Genomic DNA, 17,233 nt, shown 5'->3' on the forward strand with positions numbered 1-17,233 from the left:
CGATGGTGGCCGAAAGGCCCCTTCACGCGTGAAAGCTCCGAAGCCCGCGCGGAGGGGTGCGGGCCGGAGGTGAGGGGGAGTCACCTTGGGGATTCGACGCGCACTGGTGACGTCGGCCGCGGTGCTCGTGGCGATCGTGGGGTTCGCGGTCCCGGCGAGTGCGGAGGACTACGACCTGCGGGGCACGGCCGTGGTCGAAGGCGGGCCGTACCTGCCCGGGGAGCCGGTCACCGTGAAGTACACCGTGACCAACGCCGGCACCCGCGGGGTCTACTACTCCCACGGCATCGCCGACCACCTGGGCGGCACGCGCTTCTGGGTGGACTCGGGCTGGGGCGACCTCGGGCCGGGCGGGTTCGGCGCGAGCTTCGTGCCCGGCGAGACCCGGGAGTACCTGCTGACCGGTTACCTCACGGGCCCGCTCGACGGCGACTCCCGGTTCCGGCTGTCGGTGTCGCTACTGGACGGCGTGACCCCGCCGCTCGCGCCGGCCGAGGTGACCGTGCGGGCGGCGTCGGGAACGACGACGATCGGCGGCCAGGCATACGCCGACGCGGACGAAGACGGCGTGGCCGACCCGGGTGAAGCGCTCGCCGGCGCGGAGGTCCGGCTGTACGGGGCCGATCTTCCCGAGACCCGCACCACCGGCGCCGACGGCCGGTACTCGTTCGCCGACCTGCCGCCGGGGCAGTACGGCATCTACGCGGCCGGCGCACCCGGCGGGTGGATCCTGGGCGGCGGGACGAGCGTGCGGGCCGACGGCTCCACGCCGGTCGTCGACGTACCGCTGCGGGCGCTGCGCCCGCTGTCCGAGACGCTGCACGGGAAGGTGACGCTGGACCGGGACACCTACCGCGTGGGCGACCCGGCCGTGCTGACGGTGGAGCTGGCCAACACCGGCTCCCGCGTCGTCTCGGGGGTTTACGGCGCTTGCGACCGCGGCGACACCGGCCGCGCCGCCGACATCACCGAGGCCGGGTGGGGCGAGCTGGCCTACGGCGGGCCCGGCGCGACGATCCGGCCGGGGGAGACCCGGACGTTCCGGGTGCCCGGCACGGTCACCGAGCGGCCCGCGAGGTGGGGCTTTCTCGAGCAGTCCTGCGACTTCACCCGCGACGAGGCGTACCACGACGGCGTGCCCGAAGCCCGCGACACGGCGAAGGTGCTCGGCCAGGACGGCACGAGCACCGGCCGGATCGTCACCGAGGCCGGGGAGGGCGTCGCGGGACAGCGGGTCGACGCCACCGACCTCGACACCGGCCGGACGATCCACGGGACGACCGGCGCGGACGGGAGCCTGACGATCGCCGGGCCCGCGGGCCGGTACCGGCTGTCGGTTTCCGGTCCGTGGGTGCTGACGGGGGACCAGCCGGTGCACGTCGTGGCCGAGCCCCTGAACCAGGACGGCTGGGTGCTCACGCGGAAGCCCTGCTGAGGTCACCTCCGCCTTCCGCCACCGCCCTCGGCGGCGGCGCCGCGCCCCTGTTTAATGCGGGGGTGGACTCCGCCGACCTGCTCGCCCTCGACGCCCAGCACGTTTGGCACCCCTACGCGCCCATGCCCGCGAAGGTGCCTTCGCTGCTGGTCGCCGAGGCGAGCGGGGTCCGGCTGAAGCTCGCCGACGGCCGGGAGCTGATCGACGGGATGTCGTCGTGGTGGTCGGCCGTCCACGGCTACCGGCACCCGGTCCTCGACGCCGCCCTCGCCGCGCAGGCCGGGCGGATGAGCCACGTCATGTTCGGCGGCCTGACCCACGAGCCCGCGATCACCCTCGCCAAGACCCTGGTCGACCTGACGCCCGAGGGCCTCGAGCACGTCTTCCTCTGCGACTCCGGTTCGGTGTCGGTCGAGGTCGCCGCGAAGATGTGCCTGCAGTACCAGCGCTCCCGCGGGCGGCCGGAGAAGCGCCGGCTGCTGACCTGGCGCGGTGGCTACCACGGCGACACGTTCACGCCGATGAGCGTGTGCGACCCCGACGGCGGCATGCACTCGCTGTGGCGCGGCGTGCTGCCCGAGCAGGTCTTCGTGCCGGCCCCGCCGGCCGGCTTCGACACCCCGCCCGACCAGTCCTATGTGGACACGCTGGCCGACGCGATCGGGGCCCACGCCGGGGAACTGGCCGCGGTGATCGTCGAACCGGTCGTGCAGGGTGCCGGCGGCATGCGCTTCCACCACCCCGCCTACCTGCGCGCGCTGCGGGAACTGACCGAGGCGCACGACGTCCTGCTGATCTTCGACGAGATCGCGACCGGCTTCGGCCGCACGGGCGCGTTCTTCGCCGCCGAGCACGCGGGCGTGACGCCGGACGTGCTCTGCCTCGGCAAGGCGTTGACCGGCGGCTACCTGAGCATGGCGGCGACGCTGTGCACGCCGGAGGTCGCGGCGGGCATCTCCCGCGGCGCGCTGCCGGTCCTCGCGCACGGGCCGACGTTCATGGGCAACCCGCTCGCGTCGGCGGTGGCGAACGCCTCGCTGGGGCTCCTGGCCGGCGGCGCGTGGCGGCAGGACGTCAGCCGGCTCGAGAAGGGCCTGCTGGACGGCTTGGCGCCGGCGCGCGACCTCGGCTCGGTGGTGGACGTCCGGGTCCTCGGCGGCATCGGCGTGCTGCAGCTCGACCACTCCGTCGACATGGCGGTGGCCACCGACGTCGTCACCGGGCAGGGCGTCTGGCTGCGGCCGTTCCGGGACCTCGTCTACGCGATGCCGCCGTACGTTTCGACTGACGACGATCTGGCCGCGATCACCCGCGCGATGCTTGCCGTGGCGGAAAAGGCGTGAATTCAGCACATCGGGTGTGACCACGCGCACACCGAGACCCGAAGGTTCCTCGTCGTCGCGCTGCGTGCCGGTGCGCGATCGACACCACGCGATCGGCGGAGGTTCCCGGGCGCTGTTCGCCTGAAAGTTCCGGGAAACCGAACCGGTCCGTACCGGGACAAACGCGAGAAATGCTTGCGTAACAGACTTTTCGCGCGGTTTCGGCGATCCTGCGTCCATGATCGAGATCGTTCGTGGTGAACACGACACCGGACCGCCGTCCCCGAAGAACCTCCGCCAGCTCGAGAACCTCAAACACGACGTCCTCGCGTCGATCGTCGTCTTCCTCGTCGCCGTTCCTCTCTCCCTCGGCGTGGCCTTCGCCGCCGGGGCGCCGCTGCTCTCGGGCCTGATCTCCGCCGTCGTCGGCGGGCTGGTCGCGAGCCTCTTCGGCGGATCGCCGCTGCAGGTCAGCGGCCCGTCCGCCGCTCTCACCGTGGTGCTGGCCGACACGATCGCCACCCACGGCTGGCCGGTCACCTGCGCGATCACCGTCGCCGCGGGCCTGCTCCAGATCCTCTTCGGCCTGACCCGCCTCGCCCGCGCCGCGCTGGCCGTGTCGCCGGCCATCGTCCACGGCCTGCTCGCCGGCATCGGCGTCACGCTGGTGCTCGGCCAGCTGCACGTCGTGCTCGGCGGCTCGGCGCAGGGTTCCGCACTGGCCAACGTCCTCGCGTTGCCGCGGCAGATCGCCGCGCACCACGACCAGGCCGTGCTGATCGGCGTCGTCACCCTCGCGGTGCTGCTCGCGTGGCCGCGGCTGCCGAAGGCCGTCCGCCGCGTGCCCGCGCCGCTGGCCGCCGTCGCGCTGGCCACCGGCCTGTCCGTCGCGATCGGCATGTCCCTTCCGCGCGTCGACCTCCCGGCCGGGCTGCCCCCGCTGCACGTCGTGCCGCGGCTGCCCGACGGCGGATGGGCCGGCTTCGCGGCCGCCGCGCTCACCATCGCGCTGATCGCCGGCCTGGAGAGCCTGCTGTCCGCGGTCTCGGTGGACAAGCTCCGCGGGGGTCCGCGCACCGACCTCGACCGCGAGCTCATCGGGCAGGGCGCGGCGAACGTCGCCGCCGGCGCGCTCGGCGGGTTCCCGGTCACCGGCGTCATCGTGCGCAGCATGACGAACTACGAGGCGGGAGCGCGCACCCGCGCGTCGGCGATGCTGCACTGCGTCTGGATCCTCGCGGCCTGCCTCCTGTTCACCGGCTTCCTGCGGCTGATTCCGCTGGCGGCGCTCGCCGCGTTGCTGGTCTACGTCGGCGCGAAGCTCGTGAACCTCAACGGGCTCAAGGAAGTGCGGCGCCACGGCGACCTGCCGGTGTACGCCGTCACGCTCGCCGGCGCGGTCGCCGTCAACCTGCTGACCGGCGTCGCGGCCGGAATACTGCTCGCGCTCGCGATGATGCTCCGGCGGATGATCTTCTCCGGGATTCACGTGGAAAGGGACGGTGAGGGCCACCGCGTCGTCATCGAAGGCGCGCTGACGTTCCTGTCCGTGCCGCGGCTGACCCGGGTGCTCGCCGAGGTGCCGCCGCACGCCGAAGTCCGGCTGGAGCTGCTCGTCGACTACCTCGACCACGCCGCGTTCGACTGCCTGCGCGGCTGGCAGCAGGCGCACGCCGGGCCGGTGACGGTCGACGAGATCGGGCACCCGTGGTTCGAACGCGGCACCGCGGGTGCGCCGACCGTGCGCCGCAGCGTCGCCGCGCGCGTGGTGCCGCGGTGGCTCGCGCCGTGGTCGGAGTGGCAGGCCGAGCACGTCGTGCTGCCGGCCCAGCGCACGGCCAGCTCCCTGCTGTGCCGCGGTGCTTCCGAGTTCCACCGCCGCACGGCGCCCCTGCTGCGCGACACGTGGAGCGGGCTGGCGCACGGGCAGCAGCCGCACACGCTGTTCATCACCTGCGGGGACGCGCGGATCGTGCCGAACCTCATCACCACGAGCGGGCCGGGGGACCTGTTCACCGTGCGGAACATCGGCAACCTGGTGCCGCCGGCGGACGGGGACGACTCGTCGGTCGGCGCGGCGATCGAGTACGCCGTGGGGGTGCTCGGCGTCGCGGAGATCGTGGTGTGCGGGCATTCCGGCTGTGGGGCGATGAAGGCGTTGCTCGGCCAGGCGCCGGACGGCTTGGTGCAGCTGGGCAGCTGGCTGCGACACGGCGAGGCGACGCTGCGGCGGCGGAGTCGTGAGGCGCCGTTGCTGCTCGGTGGGGAACGGCCTGCTGCCGAAGCCGACCAGCTCGCGCTGCAGAACGTGGTGCAGCAGCTGGAAACGCTGCGGGGCTACCCGGTGGTGGCGGAGGCGCTGGCGCGGGGCGGGCTGCGGTTGACCGGGATGTACTTCGACGTCGGCGCCGCGCAAGTGTCCCTTTTGGACGATGCGGCGCGCGGGTTCGTGCCGGCGGGTGCCCTGGAGCACTGACCCGAAGCGCCCCAATGTGGCCTTCGGTGCGTCAGACGCACCGAAGGCCACCTTGGGTGCGTCAGACGCAACCAAGGCCACATTGGGGCGCTTGTGCCGCTGGCCGGGAACCCTTGTGTAGTACGGGATTCAACTGTCATCTGACAGAAATGATCTTGTGAACGGCACGTTAACGACCTGTCCGTTTTGTGACGTTCGGGCTAAATGTGGCCAGTTGTTCACTCGATCGGGTGGTGCATAGCGGACATTTCACACGATTTCCGGTTGCATGGTGATCATGAGACCCCTCGCCGTGCTCCGCCACGACCTGCCGGCCTCACTGGTCGTCTTCCTCGTCGCAGTCCCCCTGTCCCTCGGCATCGCCCTCGCTTCGGGCGCGCCGGTCGCCGCCGGGCTCGTCGCCGCCGTCGTCGGTGGCATCGTCGCCGGTGCCCTCGGCGGCTCCGCGCTCCAAGTCAGCGGGCCGGCCGCCGGCCTGACCGTCGTCATGGCCGAAACCATCCAGACGTTCGGCTGGGCCGTCACATGTGCCATCACCGTCGCCGCCGGCGCGCTGCAGATCCTGCTGGGGCTGAGCCGGATCGCCCGCGCCGCGCTGGCCATCTCGCCGGCCATCGTGCACGGCATGCTGGCCGGCATCGGCGTCACGATCGTGCTCGGCCAGCTGCACGTCATCCTCGGCGGGAAGGCCCAGAGCTCGGCGGTGGAGAACATCGCCGAGCTGCCCGGCCAGATCGTCGCCCACCACGACTCCGCCACCCTGATCGGCCTGCTCACCATCGCGATCCTGCTGCTCTGGCCCAAGCTCCCGGCCGCCGTCCGCAAGGTGCCCGGGCCGCTGGCGGCGATCGCCGCCGCCACGGTCGTGTCGGTGGTCGCCGGGATGACGCTGCCCCGCGTCGAACTGCCCGGTGACCTGCTCGACATCCACCTGGTCCCGCAGCTGCCGGACGGCGGCTGGGGCGGGTTCGCGCTCGCCGTCGTCACCATCGCCCTGATCGCCAGCGTGGAAAGCCTGCTTTCGGCGGTCGCGGTCGACCGCCTGCACACCGGCCCGCGGACCAACCTCAACCGCGAACTCGTCGGCCAGGGCGCGGCCAACATGCTCTCCGGGGCGGTGGGCGGGCTGCCGGTCACCGGCGTCATCGTCCGCAGCTCCACGAACGTCGCCGCCGGCGCGAAAACGCGGGCGTCGGCGGTGCTGCACGGCGTCTGGGTGCTGCTGTTCGTCGTCCTGCTGGCCGGGCTGATCCAGAGCATCCCGCTGGCCGCACTCGCCGGTCTGCTGGTGCACGTCGGCGCGAAACTGGTCAACCCCGGGCACATGAGGACCGTCCTCGCCCACGGAGACCTGCCCGTCTACCTGCTCACCCTCGGCGGCGTCGTCGTGGTCGACCTGCTCACCGGCGTCCTCGCCGGGATCGGGCTCTCGCTGGTGCTGATGCTGCGCCGCACGTTGTGGTCCGGCATCCACGTCGAAAGGGAAAGCACAGGGGCGGAAGGCGACAGCCGGCGCGTGGTCGTCGAAGGCGTCCTGACGTTCCTGTCGGTGCCGCGGCTGTCGAAGGTGCTCGGCGCCATCCCCGCCGGGGTGCCGGTGCGGCTCGAGCTGGTCGTCGACTACCTCGACCACGCGGCGTTCGAAAGCCTCACCACGTGGCAGCAGGCGCACGAGCGCGCCGGCGGCACGGTGGACGTCGACGAGGTCGGCCACCCGTGGTTCGGCGAGGGCAAGGCGGGCCGTCCGACGCGGTCGCGGCTGGCCGCGAGCCGGGCGGTGCCGCGCTGGCTCGCGCCGTGGTCGGAATGGCAGGCGGTGGAAGGGATCCCGGCCCAGCAGACCCGCCGCGGCGCGACGGAGTTCCACCGCCGCGCGGCCCCGCTGCTGCGTGACACGCTGTCCGGCCTCGCCGACGGTCAGCGCCCGCGCACCCTGTTCATCACCTGCGGCGACTCCCGGATCGTGCCGAACCTGATCACCACCAGCGGCCCGGGCGACCTGTTCACGATCCGCAACATCGGCAACCTCGTCCCGCCCGGCCAGGCCGACCCGTCGATGAACGCGTCGATCGAGTACGCGGTGGGCGTGCTGGGCGTCGAGGAGATCGTGGTGTGCGGCCATTCGGGCTGCGGCGCGATGGCGGCCCTGGCCGACGGCCCACCGCCGGGCCCGCTGGCGGTCTGGCTCCGGCACGCGGAGCCGAGCGCGCACCGCACGGGCTCGGCCACCCTGGACGGCGGTGTCCCGGAGCGCGAAGGGGACAGGTTGGCGCTGCACAACGTGCTGCAGCAGCTGGAGCACCTGCGGGAGTACCCGTCGGTCGCGGCCGCCGAGGCGGCGGGGAAGGTGCAGCTGACCGGGATGTACTTCGCGGTGGGGACGGCCCAGGTGTACCTGTTCGACTCGGCGGAGCGGACGTTCCGCCCGGCCGGGGCCCAGGTGGTGGTGCCGGGCGCGTGAGGTCGGCGCGGGCCGGGTCCACCGGGGCCCGGCCCGCGCGGGCCGCTGTAGGCCCGGCTCCGCCGCCCGCCGCCGAGCCGACCGCCTGGGTGCGCGAGCCGACTCTCCGGGTACGCGAGCCGACCGCCTGGGTACGCGAGCCGACCCCCCGCGGCCCGGCCTGACCCGAATTGGCCGGTCCGGCCCTACTTGCTCTGCCCGGGGCAGAGCCCCGGCGTCGCACGCGGATTGCTGGGCGTGAGTCCGGTTCCGTCGGCGAGTTGCGACCGGCGCCGTCGAGCCGGTGCGGCCGCGTTGCGGTGCGCCTCCGGTCGAGCCGGGTCCCGTGGCCGACTCACCCGTGGCCGGCCCCGGCGCGCCCCCCGGTCGGAGATTCGTCGCCCGGGGCCACACCTGGGCCAGGCCTCACCGTCCACGACCCGGAACCGTCGCCGACCAGGGCATCTTCCTCCGTCGCCCCGGCTCATCCGGTGCCCGCGGTGCGCACTCCCTCCCGCAGTCACTAAGTTGATGGCCCGTGACCATGCTGGTGATGACGGGGACCGGGACCGGGGTCGGCAAGACGATCACCACGGCGGCCATCGCCGCCTTGGCGGTGGCCGGTGGGCAGCGGGTGGCCGTCCTGAAGCCCGCGCAGACCGGTGTCGGCCCCGATGAGGCCGGTGACCTGCAGGACGTCGTGCGGCTCGCCGGGGACCGCGTCACCACCCGGGAGCTGCGGCGCTACCCCGACCCCCTGTCGCCGGAGGCCGCCGCGCGGCGCAGTGGCCTTCCCTCGCTCGATCCCGGGGAGATCGCGCGGGCCGCGTCCGACCTGGACACCGACCACGACCTCACCCTGATCGAAGGCGCCGGTGGCCTGCTCGTGCGCTTCGACAAAGCCGGCTCCAGCCTCGCCGACGTCGCGTGGTCGCTGGGCTCGCTCGTGATCATCGTCGCGGAGGCCGGCCTCGGCACGCTCAACGCCACCGCGCTCACCGCCGAGGTCGCCACCAAGCGCGGCCTGACCGTCGCCGGCGTCATCATCGGCTCGTGGCCGGCCGAACCGGACCTCGCGGCGCTGTCCAACCTCGAAGACCTGCCGGTCGCGGCCGGGGCGCCGCTGCTCGGCGTGCTGCCGGCCGGGCTCGGCGAGGCTTCGCCCGAGGAGTTCCTGTCCGCCGCGCGGGCCGGGCTCTCGCCGTGGTTCGGCGGCGAATTCGACCCCGAGCTCTTCGCCGGCTGCGCTTCCGCCGGGAAGTGACCTGCGTCGCTGTCGTCCCGCCGTGCCTTCGTGCACGATGAGGGACGCTTCCACCACGACCAAGGAGACGCCGTGACCGCAGTCCCGGACACCGATGTCCTCGCCTACGCGCGCGAGCACGTCCTCGAAAACGGCGTCGGCCTGGGTGAAGCCGAAGTCCTGGAGGTGCTGCGGCTGCCGGACGACCGGCTGCCCGACCTGCTCGCGCTGGCGCACGACGTGCGGATGCGCTGGTGCGGCCCCGAGGTCGAGGTCGAGGGCATCATCAGCCTCAAGACCGGCGGCTGCCCCGAGGACTGCCACTTCTGCTCGCAGTCCGGCCGCTTCCCGACGCCGGTGCGCTCGGCGTGGCTGGACATCCCGAACCTGGTCAAGGCCGCCCGGCAGACCGCCGAGACCGGCGCGACGGAGTTCTGCATCGTCGCCGCCGTCCGAGGCCCGGACAAGCGGCTGCTTTCGCAGGTCCGCGAGGGCGTGAAGGCCATCCGTGCGGACGGCAACGACATCCAGATCGCCTGCTCGCTCGGCATGCTCACGCAGGAGCAGGTCGACGAGCTCGTCGAGATGGGCGTGCACCGCTACAACCACAACCTCGAGACGGCGCGCTCGCACTTCCCTTCGGTCGTCACGACGCACACGTGGGAAGAGCGCTGGGACACGCTGCGGATGGTCGCCGACGCGGGCATGGAGGTCTGCTGCGGCGGCATCATCGGCATGGGGGAGACGGTCGAGCAGCGCGCGGAGTTCGCGGTGCAGCTGGCCGAGCTGAGCCCGCACGAGGTGCCGATGAACTTCCTCATCCCGCAGCCGGGCACGCCGTACGAGCACTACGAAATCGTCGAGGGCAAGGACGCCCTGCGGACGGTCGCGGCGTTCCGGCTCGCGATGCCGCGCACGATGCTGCGCTTCGCCGGCGGCCGTGAGCTGACGCTGGGCGACCTCGGCGCGGAGCAGGGCATGCTCGGCGGCGTCAACGCGATCATCGTCGGCAACTACCTGACCAACCTGGGTCGCCCGGCTTCGGCGGACCTGGAGATGCTCGACGAGCTCAAGATGCCCATCAAGGCGCTCAGTGACAGCCTCTGACGCTGCATTTTGCGTCCACTGTGGACAAGAGTCGGACGGCGGTGCCGACCACCCGGCGTGCCACAACCCCCGGACGGCGCTGGAGCCGCCGCGCTACTGCGCGTTCTGCGCGCGGCGGCTGGTGGTCCAGGTGAGCCCGCTCGGCTGGACGGCCCGCTGCAGCCGCCACGGCGAGACGGCGAGCGGCTGACGTCCGGACGTCATGAACGACTCTTTCATGACGTCCGGCTCCGCGACACGGCCAGCGGCTCACCGCGCTCACGCACCGACCGGTTACGCTCGGTCGCACTGTCGCAGGAGGGAGTCCGGGTGAGTGAGTCGTCGGGGCCCGCGCACCGGCCGTCGGCCGTCGCCGGCCCGTGGTCGGTGCCCGTGCTGTTCCGGGAGCGGCGGCCGCGGGTCGTCGTCAAGGCCGACCTGCTGCCCGCCGTGAGCGTGCTCGGCACCCTCAGCCTGCTGAGCTTCCCGCTCGCCTTCGCGTGGTCGCGCCTCGCGCCGCCGGAGCGCGTGCGCATCATCGGCTCCGACGGCACCCAGGGCGCCCTCGAGCTGGAGAGCTGGCACCGCTTCGACGACCTCGCCGTCTTCGGGCTCATGACGCTCGGGCTGGGGATCGTCGTCGGCGTCGTCGTCTGGCTGCTGCGCGAGCGCCGCGGACCGGTCGTGTTCCTCGCCGCGGTCCTCGGCGTCGCCCTCGCGAGCGCCCTGGCCATGCTGCTCGGCGTCGGCTGGGCGAACAGCCACTACGCCATCTCCAGCCCGCCCGCGCTCGGCTCGGTGATCGAACTGGCGCCCCGCCTGGAGTCGTGGTGGGTGCTGCTCACCGGTCCGCTCGGCGTGACGCTGGTGTACAGCCTGCTCGCCACCTGGAACGGCCGCGACGACCTCGGCCGCCGTCTGGGCTGAAGCGGTCTCCCCCTAAGCTGGTCGCTTCGATCACAGGGGGTTCAGTGACTGAAGACATCGAGGTCTCGCGGCACCACGCCGTCCGTTTCCCGGGCATCAGCCCGCGCGCCTACGAGCACCCGGTCGACCGCGGCGCGCTCGCCACGCTGCGAGCCGTGCCGGGGTTCGCCCAGGTCGTCAAGACCGTTTCGGGGTTCTACAACGAGCGCGGCGAGCGGCTGATGGCGCTGGCGTCGTCGATCCGCGTCGGGCCCAAGCAGTACCCGGAGCTCGACCGGCTGCGCCACGAGTGCGCCGAGACGCTCGACCTGCCGTCGGTGCCGAACCTGTTCGTCTACCAGGACCCGCGCATCCAGGCGGAGGCGGTCGGCATGGACGAGCCGTTCATCCGCGTCACCACCGGGCTCGTCGAGCTGATGAGCCACGAGTCCCTGCGGTTCGTGCTCGGGCACGAAATGGGTCACGTGCTGTCCGGGCACGTGGTCTACCGCACGATCATGGTGCGCCTCATCGGCCTGCAGCTGGCGATGTCGTGGACGCCGGTCAGCGCGCTCGGCCTGCGGGCGATCATCGCGGCGCTGCGCGAGTGGTTCCGCAAGGCCGAGCTGTCGTGCGACCGCGCCGGGCTGCTGTGCGGCCAGGACCCGACGGCCGCGCTGCGCGCCCAGATCCAGATCGCGGGCGGCATCGACCCGGCCCGCATCGACATCCCGTCGTTCCTGCAGCAGGCGGCCGAGTACGAGTCGGTCGAGGACATCCGCGACAGCTTCCTCAAGCTCAAGTTCGTCGAGACGGAGTCGCACCCGTTCGCGGTGGTCCGCGCGGCGCAGCTGCAGAGGTGGGCGGCGTCGGAGCAGTACCGGGCGATCCTGGCGGGCGACTACCCGCGCCGCGACGACGACACGCCGACGTCCGACTGGAAGGACGACCTCAAGTCGGCGGCGAAGTCGTACAAGGACTCGTGGAACTCGTCGGCCGACCCGCTGACGAAGGTGTTCAGCGACGTCGGCGAAGCGGTTTCCAGCACGGCGGGCAAGGTGTGGAACAAGTTCGGCAGCGGGAACGGGAACGGCTCGGGCTCCGGCTCGGGGGAGTGACTTTCCCCAGGGTGATGCGGTTGTGGACAACCTCGGCGGAATTCGGCTTCGCGGCCGGTTTCGTCCGGGGGCGCCGATAGACTGGACCGGGGTCAGCCCCCCAGGGACGGGTGGGGTTTCGTCTGTGGGGGGCGGGTCAGTTCAGGCTGGCCGGCTTGCCGAGGTCGGTGAGTTCGCCCGGGGGCAGCGGTACCGCGCCCAGCGTGTCCAGGAAGCCCGCCTCCCGCGTCAGCAGGCGGCACGCGATGCGGAGCCGGCGCAGGGGGTGGCGTTCCTCCAGCAGCCGCTGGCGGTCCTCCAGGGGCAGCAGGCAGTCCGTGGCGAGCTGGTAGGCCAGGTCGGCCAGTTCGGTGTCCGCGTCCGGGGTGTTCCAGTCGTCGCTGCGCCACGCCGTTTCGCAGTACCGGCGGTGCGCCGTGCGGGCGACCACCGCCAGGCGCTCGGCCATGTCGCCGGCCGGGGCCACCGGGTCGTCGTCGACCCACTCCACCGACGCGATCAGGTACGGCGCCGACACGCAGTCGAGGTCGGTCAGCCGGAAGCGGCGCTGGGCCTGCGTCACGACGTCGAACCGGCCGTCCGGCAGGCGCTTCGCCTCGCGCAGCACCGTGCTGCAGCCGATCTCGTACAGCTGGTCCAGACCACGCACCTCGCGGGTCAGGGACGACCGCAGGGCCACCACGCCGAACTCGCGCCCCGGCACGGTGCCGCTGACGAGGTCCGCGGTCAGCTGCCGGTACCGCGGTTCGAAGATGTGCAGCGGCAGCTTGGTCCCGGGGAGCAGAACCGTCTGCAGCGGGAACAACGGCAGCAAGGTCGTCGTCGCGTCGCTTTCCGATTCCGGCTCGGTCACGGGTCAACCGTAAGGGCAGCGCCCCGGGACCGCAGGATGGTCACCGGTTCGGCGGCTTGAACACCGCGAACGGATCGGTGATCTGCATGCCCTTGCCGGCGAAGGAGAACAACGCCGCCGGACGCCCGCCCGCGCGGCCCGGCGCGGCCGTGTGGCCGGTGGGAACCAGCAGGCCGCGGCGGGAGAGCACCCGTTGCAGGTTCGTCGCCGAGACGCGGTAGCCCAGCGCCGCCGAGTACAGCCCGCGCAGCGCGGAGATCGTGAACTCCTCGGGCGCGAGCGCGAACCCGAGGTTGGTGTAGGAGAGCTTCGAGCGCAGCCGGTCGCGGGCGCGCAGCACGATCGCCTCGTGGTCGAACGCCGTGCGCGGCAGCTTCGCGACGTCGTGCCACTCGGTGTCCTCGGGCACCTCGGGGTCGGCGTCGGACGGGACCAGCGCCAGGAACGCCGTCGCCACCACGCGCGGCCCGGGCACCCGGTGCGGGTCGCTGAACACCGCGAGCTGCTCGACGTGCTCGATCCGGCGGACGTCGACCTTCTCCTTGAGCTGGCGCCGGACCGACGTCTCGACGTCCTCGTCGGGCCGCAGCCGGCCGCCCGGAAGCGACCAGCGGCCGAGGTGCGGGTCGAGCGCCCGGCGCCAGAGGAGGACCCGCAGTGTGTCCGAGCGCACTTGAAGGACCGCGCCCAAAACCTCGTGGGCCAGGGGGGCCTGGGTGTTAAGATGACTTCGCACGGTTTTCGATTATAAGGCGAAAACTGGAGACAGGTCCAGGAGGGCCAGATGACCAGCACGTTGGTTCCGGAAGGCCTCACCCCGTTCGGCGGGGTCGAGGCGAACGCGGCCTGGGCGGAGGAGGTGCGGCGCCTGGCGAAGCAGCGCGACGCCGTCCTGCTCGCGCACAATTACCAGGTCCCGGAGATCCAGGACATCGCCGACCACACCGGCGACTCCCTCGCGCTCAGCCGCATCGCGGCGAGCAGCGACGCCTCCACCATCGTCTTCTGCGGCGTGCACTTCATGGCCGAGACCGCGAAGATCCTCGCGCCGGAGAAGACCGTCCTGATCCCGGACGCGCGGGCCGGCTGCTCGCTGGCCGACTCCATCACCGGCGCCGAGCTGCGCGCCTGGAAGGCCGAGCACCCGGGCGCGGTGGTCGTTTCCTACGTCAACACCACGGCCGAGGTGAAGGCCGAAACGGACATCTGCTGCACGTCCTCGAACGCGGTCGACGTCGTCGCGTCCATCCCCGCTGACCAGGAGGTTCTCTTCCTGCCGGACCAGTTCCTCGGCGCGCACGTCAAGCGCGTGACCGGCCGGGACAACATCCACGTCTGGGCCGGGGAGTGCCACGTCCACGCCGGGATCAACGGCGCCGAGCTGGCCGAGCGCGCGGCCGAAGACCCGGACGCCGACCTCTTCATCCACCCCGAGTGCGGGTGCGCGACGTCGGCGCTCTACCTGGCCGGCGAGGGCGCCGTGGCGCCGGACCGGGTCAAGATCCTCTCGACCGGCGACATGGTCCACGAGGCTCGCGACACCAAGGCCAAGAGCGTCCTGGTGGCCACCGAGATCGGCATGATCCACCAGCTCCGCAAGGCCGCGCCGGACATCGACTTCCGCGCGGTGAACGACCGGGCGTCCTGCCGGTACATGAAGATGATCACGCCCGCCGCCCTGCTGCGGTGCCTGCGTGACGGTCTCGACGAGGTCCACGTCGACCTCGAAACGGCGTCGAAAGCGCGTGCCTCGGTGCAGCGGATGATCGAGATCGGGCAGCCTGGCGGCGGGGAATGACCACGCCGGTTAATGACCCACGGGCGAAAACCCCGGTTTGGGAAGCTCGCGCGGACCTGGTCGTGATCGGCAGCGGCGTCGCGGGGCTGACCGCGGCGCTCCGTGCCCAGAGTCTCGGGCTGCACGTCCTGGTGATCACCAAGGCGGCGGTCGAAGACGGCAACACGCGCTGGGCCCAGGGCGGCGTCGCCGTGGTCCTGGAAGACGAGCACGACCTCGACGACTCGGTCGCCAAGCACGCGGAGGACACCTTCACCGCGGGCGCCGGGCTGGTCGACGAGGCCGCCGCCCGCTCGATCCTCGACGGCGGCCCGGCCGCGATCGCCCGGCTGCGGGCGGACGGCGCCACGTTCGACTCTTCGGGTGACGGCCTGCTGGCCCGGACCCGCGAGGGCGGGCACAGCGCGTTCCGCGTCATCCACGCGGGCGGCGACGCCACCGGCGCCGAGGTCGAACGCGCCCTGGTCGCGCAGGCCGGGCAGGCGCGGGTGCCGGTGCTGGAGCACCACATCGCCGTCGACGCGCTGCGCACGCCGGGCGGGCGGGTCGCGGGCGTCACCGTGCTCGACCGGAACGGCGTTCCCGGCGTCGTCCGCGCACCGGCCGTGCTGCTGGCCAGCGGCGGGATCGGGCAGCTCTACCAGGCGACGTCGAACCCGGAGATCGCCACCGGCGACGGGCTCGCGCTCGCGCTGCGGGCCGGGGCGACCGTGGCGGACATCGAATTCGTCCAGTTCCACCCGACCGTGCTGTACACCCCGGGCGCGCGGGGACGCTGCCCGCTGGTCACCGAGGCCGTCCGCGGCGAAGGCGCGACGCTGGTCGACGGCGCCGGGCGGGCGGTCATGGCGGGCGTGCACCCGCTCGGCGACCTGGCGCCCCGTGACGTCGTCGCGGCGGCGATCACGCGCCGGATGGCTTCCGCGCCCGGTGGGGTCGACGACCACGTCTTCCTGGACGCGACGTCGATCGCGGGGTTCGCCCAGCGGTTCCCGACGGTCTTCGCGGCGTGTGCGGCGCTGGGTCTCGACCCGGCTTCGGACCCGATCCCGGTGACGCCGGCGGCGCACTTCTCGTGCGGCGGCGTGGTGACCTCTGTGGACGGTCGCTCGTCCGTGCCCGGGCTGTACGCCGCCGGCGAGGTGGCGCGGACCGGGCTGCACGGGGCGAACCGGTTGGCGTCCAACAGCTTGCTCGAAGGGCTGGTCGTCGGGCAGCGCGTCGCGGAGGCCGTTTCGGCGGACCTCGCGGCCGGGCTGCTGGCCGATCCTTCGCGCGGCCGGCTGCCGTCGTGGACTGCCGCGCCGGCCGCCGGTCGAGACGCGCTGCAGCGCGTGATGAGCCGGTACGCGGCGATCGGCCGGGACGCCGACGGCCTGGCGGCAGCGGTTTCCGTGCTCGACCTGTCGACTCAGGACAGTCCGTTGTGGACGCACGCGGCAGTGGAGGACGCGGCGTTGACCGTGGTGGCGCAGGCATTGCTCGCCGCGGCCGTCCGGCGCACCGAGTCGCGTGGCTGTCACGTGCGGACCGACTTCCCCGCGCCGTCCGAAACCTGGCGGCGCAGCCAGCTCATCCGGCTCAGCCCGTCCGGCCAGCCGGTGCTGGCCGACCCGATTCCCCTGGAGGGCGTGGCATGACTTTCCCGATTTCCGAATCAGTCCGGCGGCTCATCGCGGCTTCGGGTCTCGACGTCGAGGACGTGACGCGGGTGGTTTCCACCGCGCTGGGCGAGGACCTGCGCTACGGGCCGGACGCGACGACCGCCTCGACGGTTCCGGCCGACGCGACCGCGGTCGCCGAGCTGACCCCGCGCGTGGACGGCGTCGTCGCCGGGCTGCCGGTCGCGCTGGCCGTGTTCGACATGGTGCTGGGCAACAATTACGAGGTGCTGGCCGGGCGTGAGGACGGCGAGCGGCTGGTCGCGGGGGAGCCCGCGCTGGTGCTGCGCGGTCCCGTGCGCGGGCTGCTCACGGCCGAGCGCACGGCGCTGAACCTGCTGTGCCACCTCTCCGGCGTCGCCACCGCGACCGCCGCATGGGTGTCCGAAGTGGACGGTACCGGCTGCGCGATCCGGGACTCCCGCAAGACGTTGCCGGGGCTGCGGCTGCTGCAGAAGTACGCCGTCCGGTGCGGCGGCGGCGTGAACCACCGGCTCGGGCTGGGCGACGCGGTGCTGATCAAGGACAACCACGTCGTCGCCGCGGGTTCGGTGACCGCGGCGCTGGCCGCGGCCCGGGCGCACGCGCCGGAACTGGCCTGCGAGGTGGAGGTCGACACCCTGGCCCAGCTGGAGGAAGCGCTGGCGGCCGCGGCGGACGAGGTGCTGCTGGACAACTTCACGCCGGACGAGTGCCGGCAAGCGGTGGCGCGCCGCGACGAAGTCTCCCCGAAGACGCGGCTGGAATCCTCTGGTGGGCTCACCCTCGACCGTGGTAGGGCCTACGCCGAGTCCGGTGTGGACTATCTTTCGGTGGGCGGGCTGACCCACTCTTCACCCGCGTTGGATCTGGGCATGGACCTTCGCTGAACGGGCTTTCCCGGGTAAACTGGCGG

General features: G+C 72.6%; 14 protein-coding genes. 12 read left to right on the top strand and 2 right to left on the bottom strand.

The annotated features are described in order from the left end of the window. Positions 1 to 85: 85 nt before the first annotated feature. From ACZ4TR_RS23525 to ACZ4TR_RS23565, 9 genes are all read left to right on the top strand, one after another. Positions 86 to 1,435, top strand: coding sequence for an SdrD B-like domain-containing protein (locus tag ACZ4TR_RS23525; protein ID WP_465289029.1), 1,350 nt, complete (start codon positions 86 to 88; stop codon positions 1,433 to 1,435). A gap of 62 nt (positions 1,436 to 1,497) precedes the next feature. Beyond that, positions 1,498 to 2,778 carry an adenosylmethionine--8-amino-7-oxononanoate transaminase gene (locus ACZ4TR_RS23530; RefSeq protein WP_465289030.1) on the top strand — a complete coding sequence of 427 codons (1,281 nt, stop codon included), beginning with the start codon at positions 1,498 to 1,500 and terminating at the stop codon, positions 2,776 to 2,778. 217 nt (positions 2,779 to 2,995) lie between these two features. After that, a complete protein-coding gene (locus tag ACZ4TR_RS23535; protein WP_465289031.1) occupies positions 2,996 to 5,233 on the top strand; it encodes a bifunctional SulP family inorganic anion transporter/carbonic anhydrase in 2,238 nt (745 codons plus the stop codon). 268 nt (positions 5,234 to 5,501) lie between these two features. Next, positions 5,502 to 7,694: a SulP family inorganic anion transporter gene (locus ACZ4TR_RS23540; RefSeq protein ID WP_465289032.1), complete on the top strand. Its 2,193-nt coding sequence runs from the start codon at positions 5,502 to 5,504 to the stop codon at positions 7,692 to 7,694. A gap of 523 nt (positions 7,695 to 8,217) precedes the next feature. Then, a complete protein-coding gene (gene bioD, locus ACZ4TR_RS23545) occupies positions 8,218 to 8,937 on the top strand; it encodes a dethiobiotin synthase (RefSeq protein WP_465289728.1) in 720 nt (239 codons plus the stop codon). A 72-nt stretch (positions 8,938 to 9,009) separates the two neighbouring features. Next, on the top strand, positions 9,010 to 10,023 hold the full coding sequence (gene bioB / locus ACZ4TR_RS23550; protein ID WP_364521019.1) for a biotin synthase BioB: 1,014 nt from the start codon (positions 9,010 to 9,012) through the stop codon (positions 10,021 to 10,023). Then, complete coding sequence (bsaP, locus tag ACZ4TR_RS23555; protein WP_465289033.1) at positions 10,010 to 10,213, top strand: biotin synthase auxiliary protein BsaP; 204 nt, start codon at positions 10,010 to 10,012, stop codon at positions 10,211 to 10,213. The genes bioB and bsaP overlap by 14 nt, the downstream gene beginning before the upstream one ends. Positions 10,214 to 10,332: 119 nt before the next feature. Next, positions 10,333 to 10,929, top strand: coding sequence for a DUF2567 domain-containing protein (locus ACZ4TR_RS23560; protein ID WP_465289034.1), 597 nt, complete (start codon positions 10,333 to 10,335; stop codon positions 10,927 to 10,929). Between the two features lie 44 nt (positions 10,930 to 10,973). After that, entirely contained in the window at positions 10,974 to 12,026 is a 1,053-nt protein-coding gene (locus tag ACZ4TR_RS23565; protein WP_465289035.1) for a M48 family metallopeptidase, read from the top strand. Positions 12,027 to 12,162: 136 nt separating this feature from the next. On the opposite strand, the gene ACZ4TR_RS23570 is transcribed toward ACZ4TR_RS23565, so the two are convergent. After that, positions 12,163 to 12,879 carry an LON peptidase substrate-binding domain-containing protein gene (locus ACZ4TR_RS23570; protein ID WP_465289036.1) on the bottom strand — a complete coding sequence of 239 codons (717 nt, stop codon included), beginning with the start codon at positions 12,877 to 12,879 and terminating at the stop codon, positions 12,163 to 12,165. A gap of 40 nt (positions 12,880 to 12,919) precedes the next feature. Continuing rightward, positions 12,920 to 13,552 carry an NUDIX hydrolase gene (locus tag ACZ4TR_RS23575; protein ID WP_364521024.1) on the bottom strand — a complete coding sequence of 211 codons (633 nt, stop codon included), beginning with the start codon at positions 13,550 to 13,552 and terminating at the stop codon, positions 12,920 to 12,922. Positions 13,553 to 13,663: 111 nt separating this feature from the next. Between ACZ4TR_RS23575 and nadA the strand changes: the two genes are divergently transcribed. The 3 genes from nadA to nadC are packed head-to-tail and all read left to right on the top strand — an operon-like array spanning position 13,664 to position 17,207. Beyond that, a complete protein-coding gene (nadA, locus tag ACZ4TR_RS23580) occupies positions 13,664 to 14,677 on the top strand; it encodes a quinolinate synthase NadA (protein ID WP_465289037.1) in 1,014 nt (337 codons plus the stop codon). Then, a complete protein-coding gene (locus ACZ4TR_RS23585) occupies positions 14,674 to 16,317 on the top strand; it encodes an L-aspartate oxidase (RefSeq protein WP_465289038.1) in 1,644 nt (547 codons plus the stop codon). Before nadA ends, ACZ4TR_RS23585 begins: the two co-directional genes overlap by 4 nt. Beyond that, entirely contained in the window at positions 16,314 to 17,207 is an 894-nt protein-coding gene (gene nadC, locus ACZ4TR_RS23590) for a carboxylating nicotinate-nucleotide diphosphorylase (protein ID WP_465289039.1), read from the top strand. The genes ACZ4TR_RS23585 and nadC overlap by 4 nt, the downstream gene beginning before the upstream one ends. Positions 17,208 to 17,233: the final 26 nt, after the last annotated feature.

The sequence above is a fragment of the Amycolatopsis sp. NPDC028719 genome, assembly GCF_055565395.1.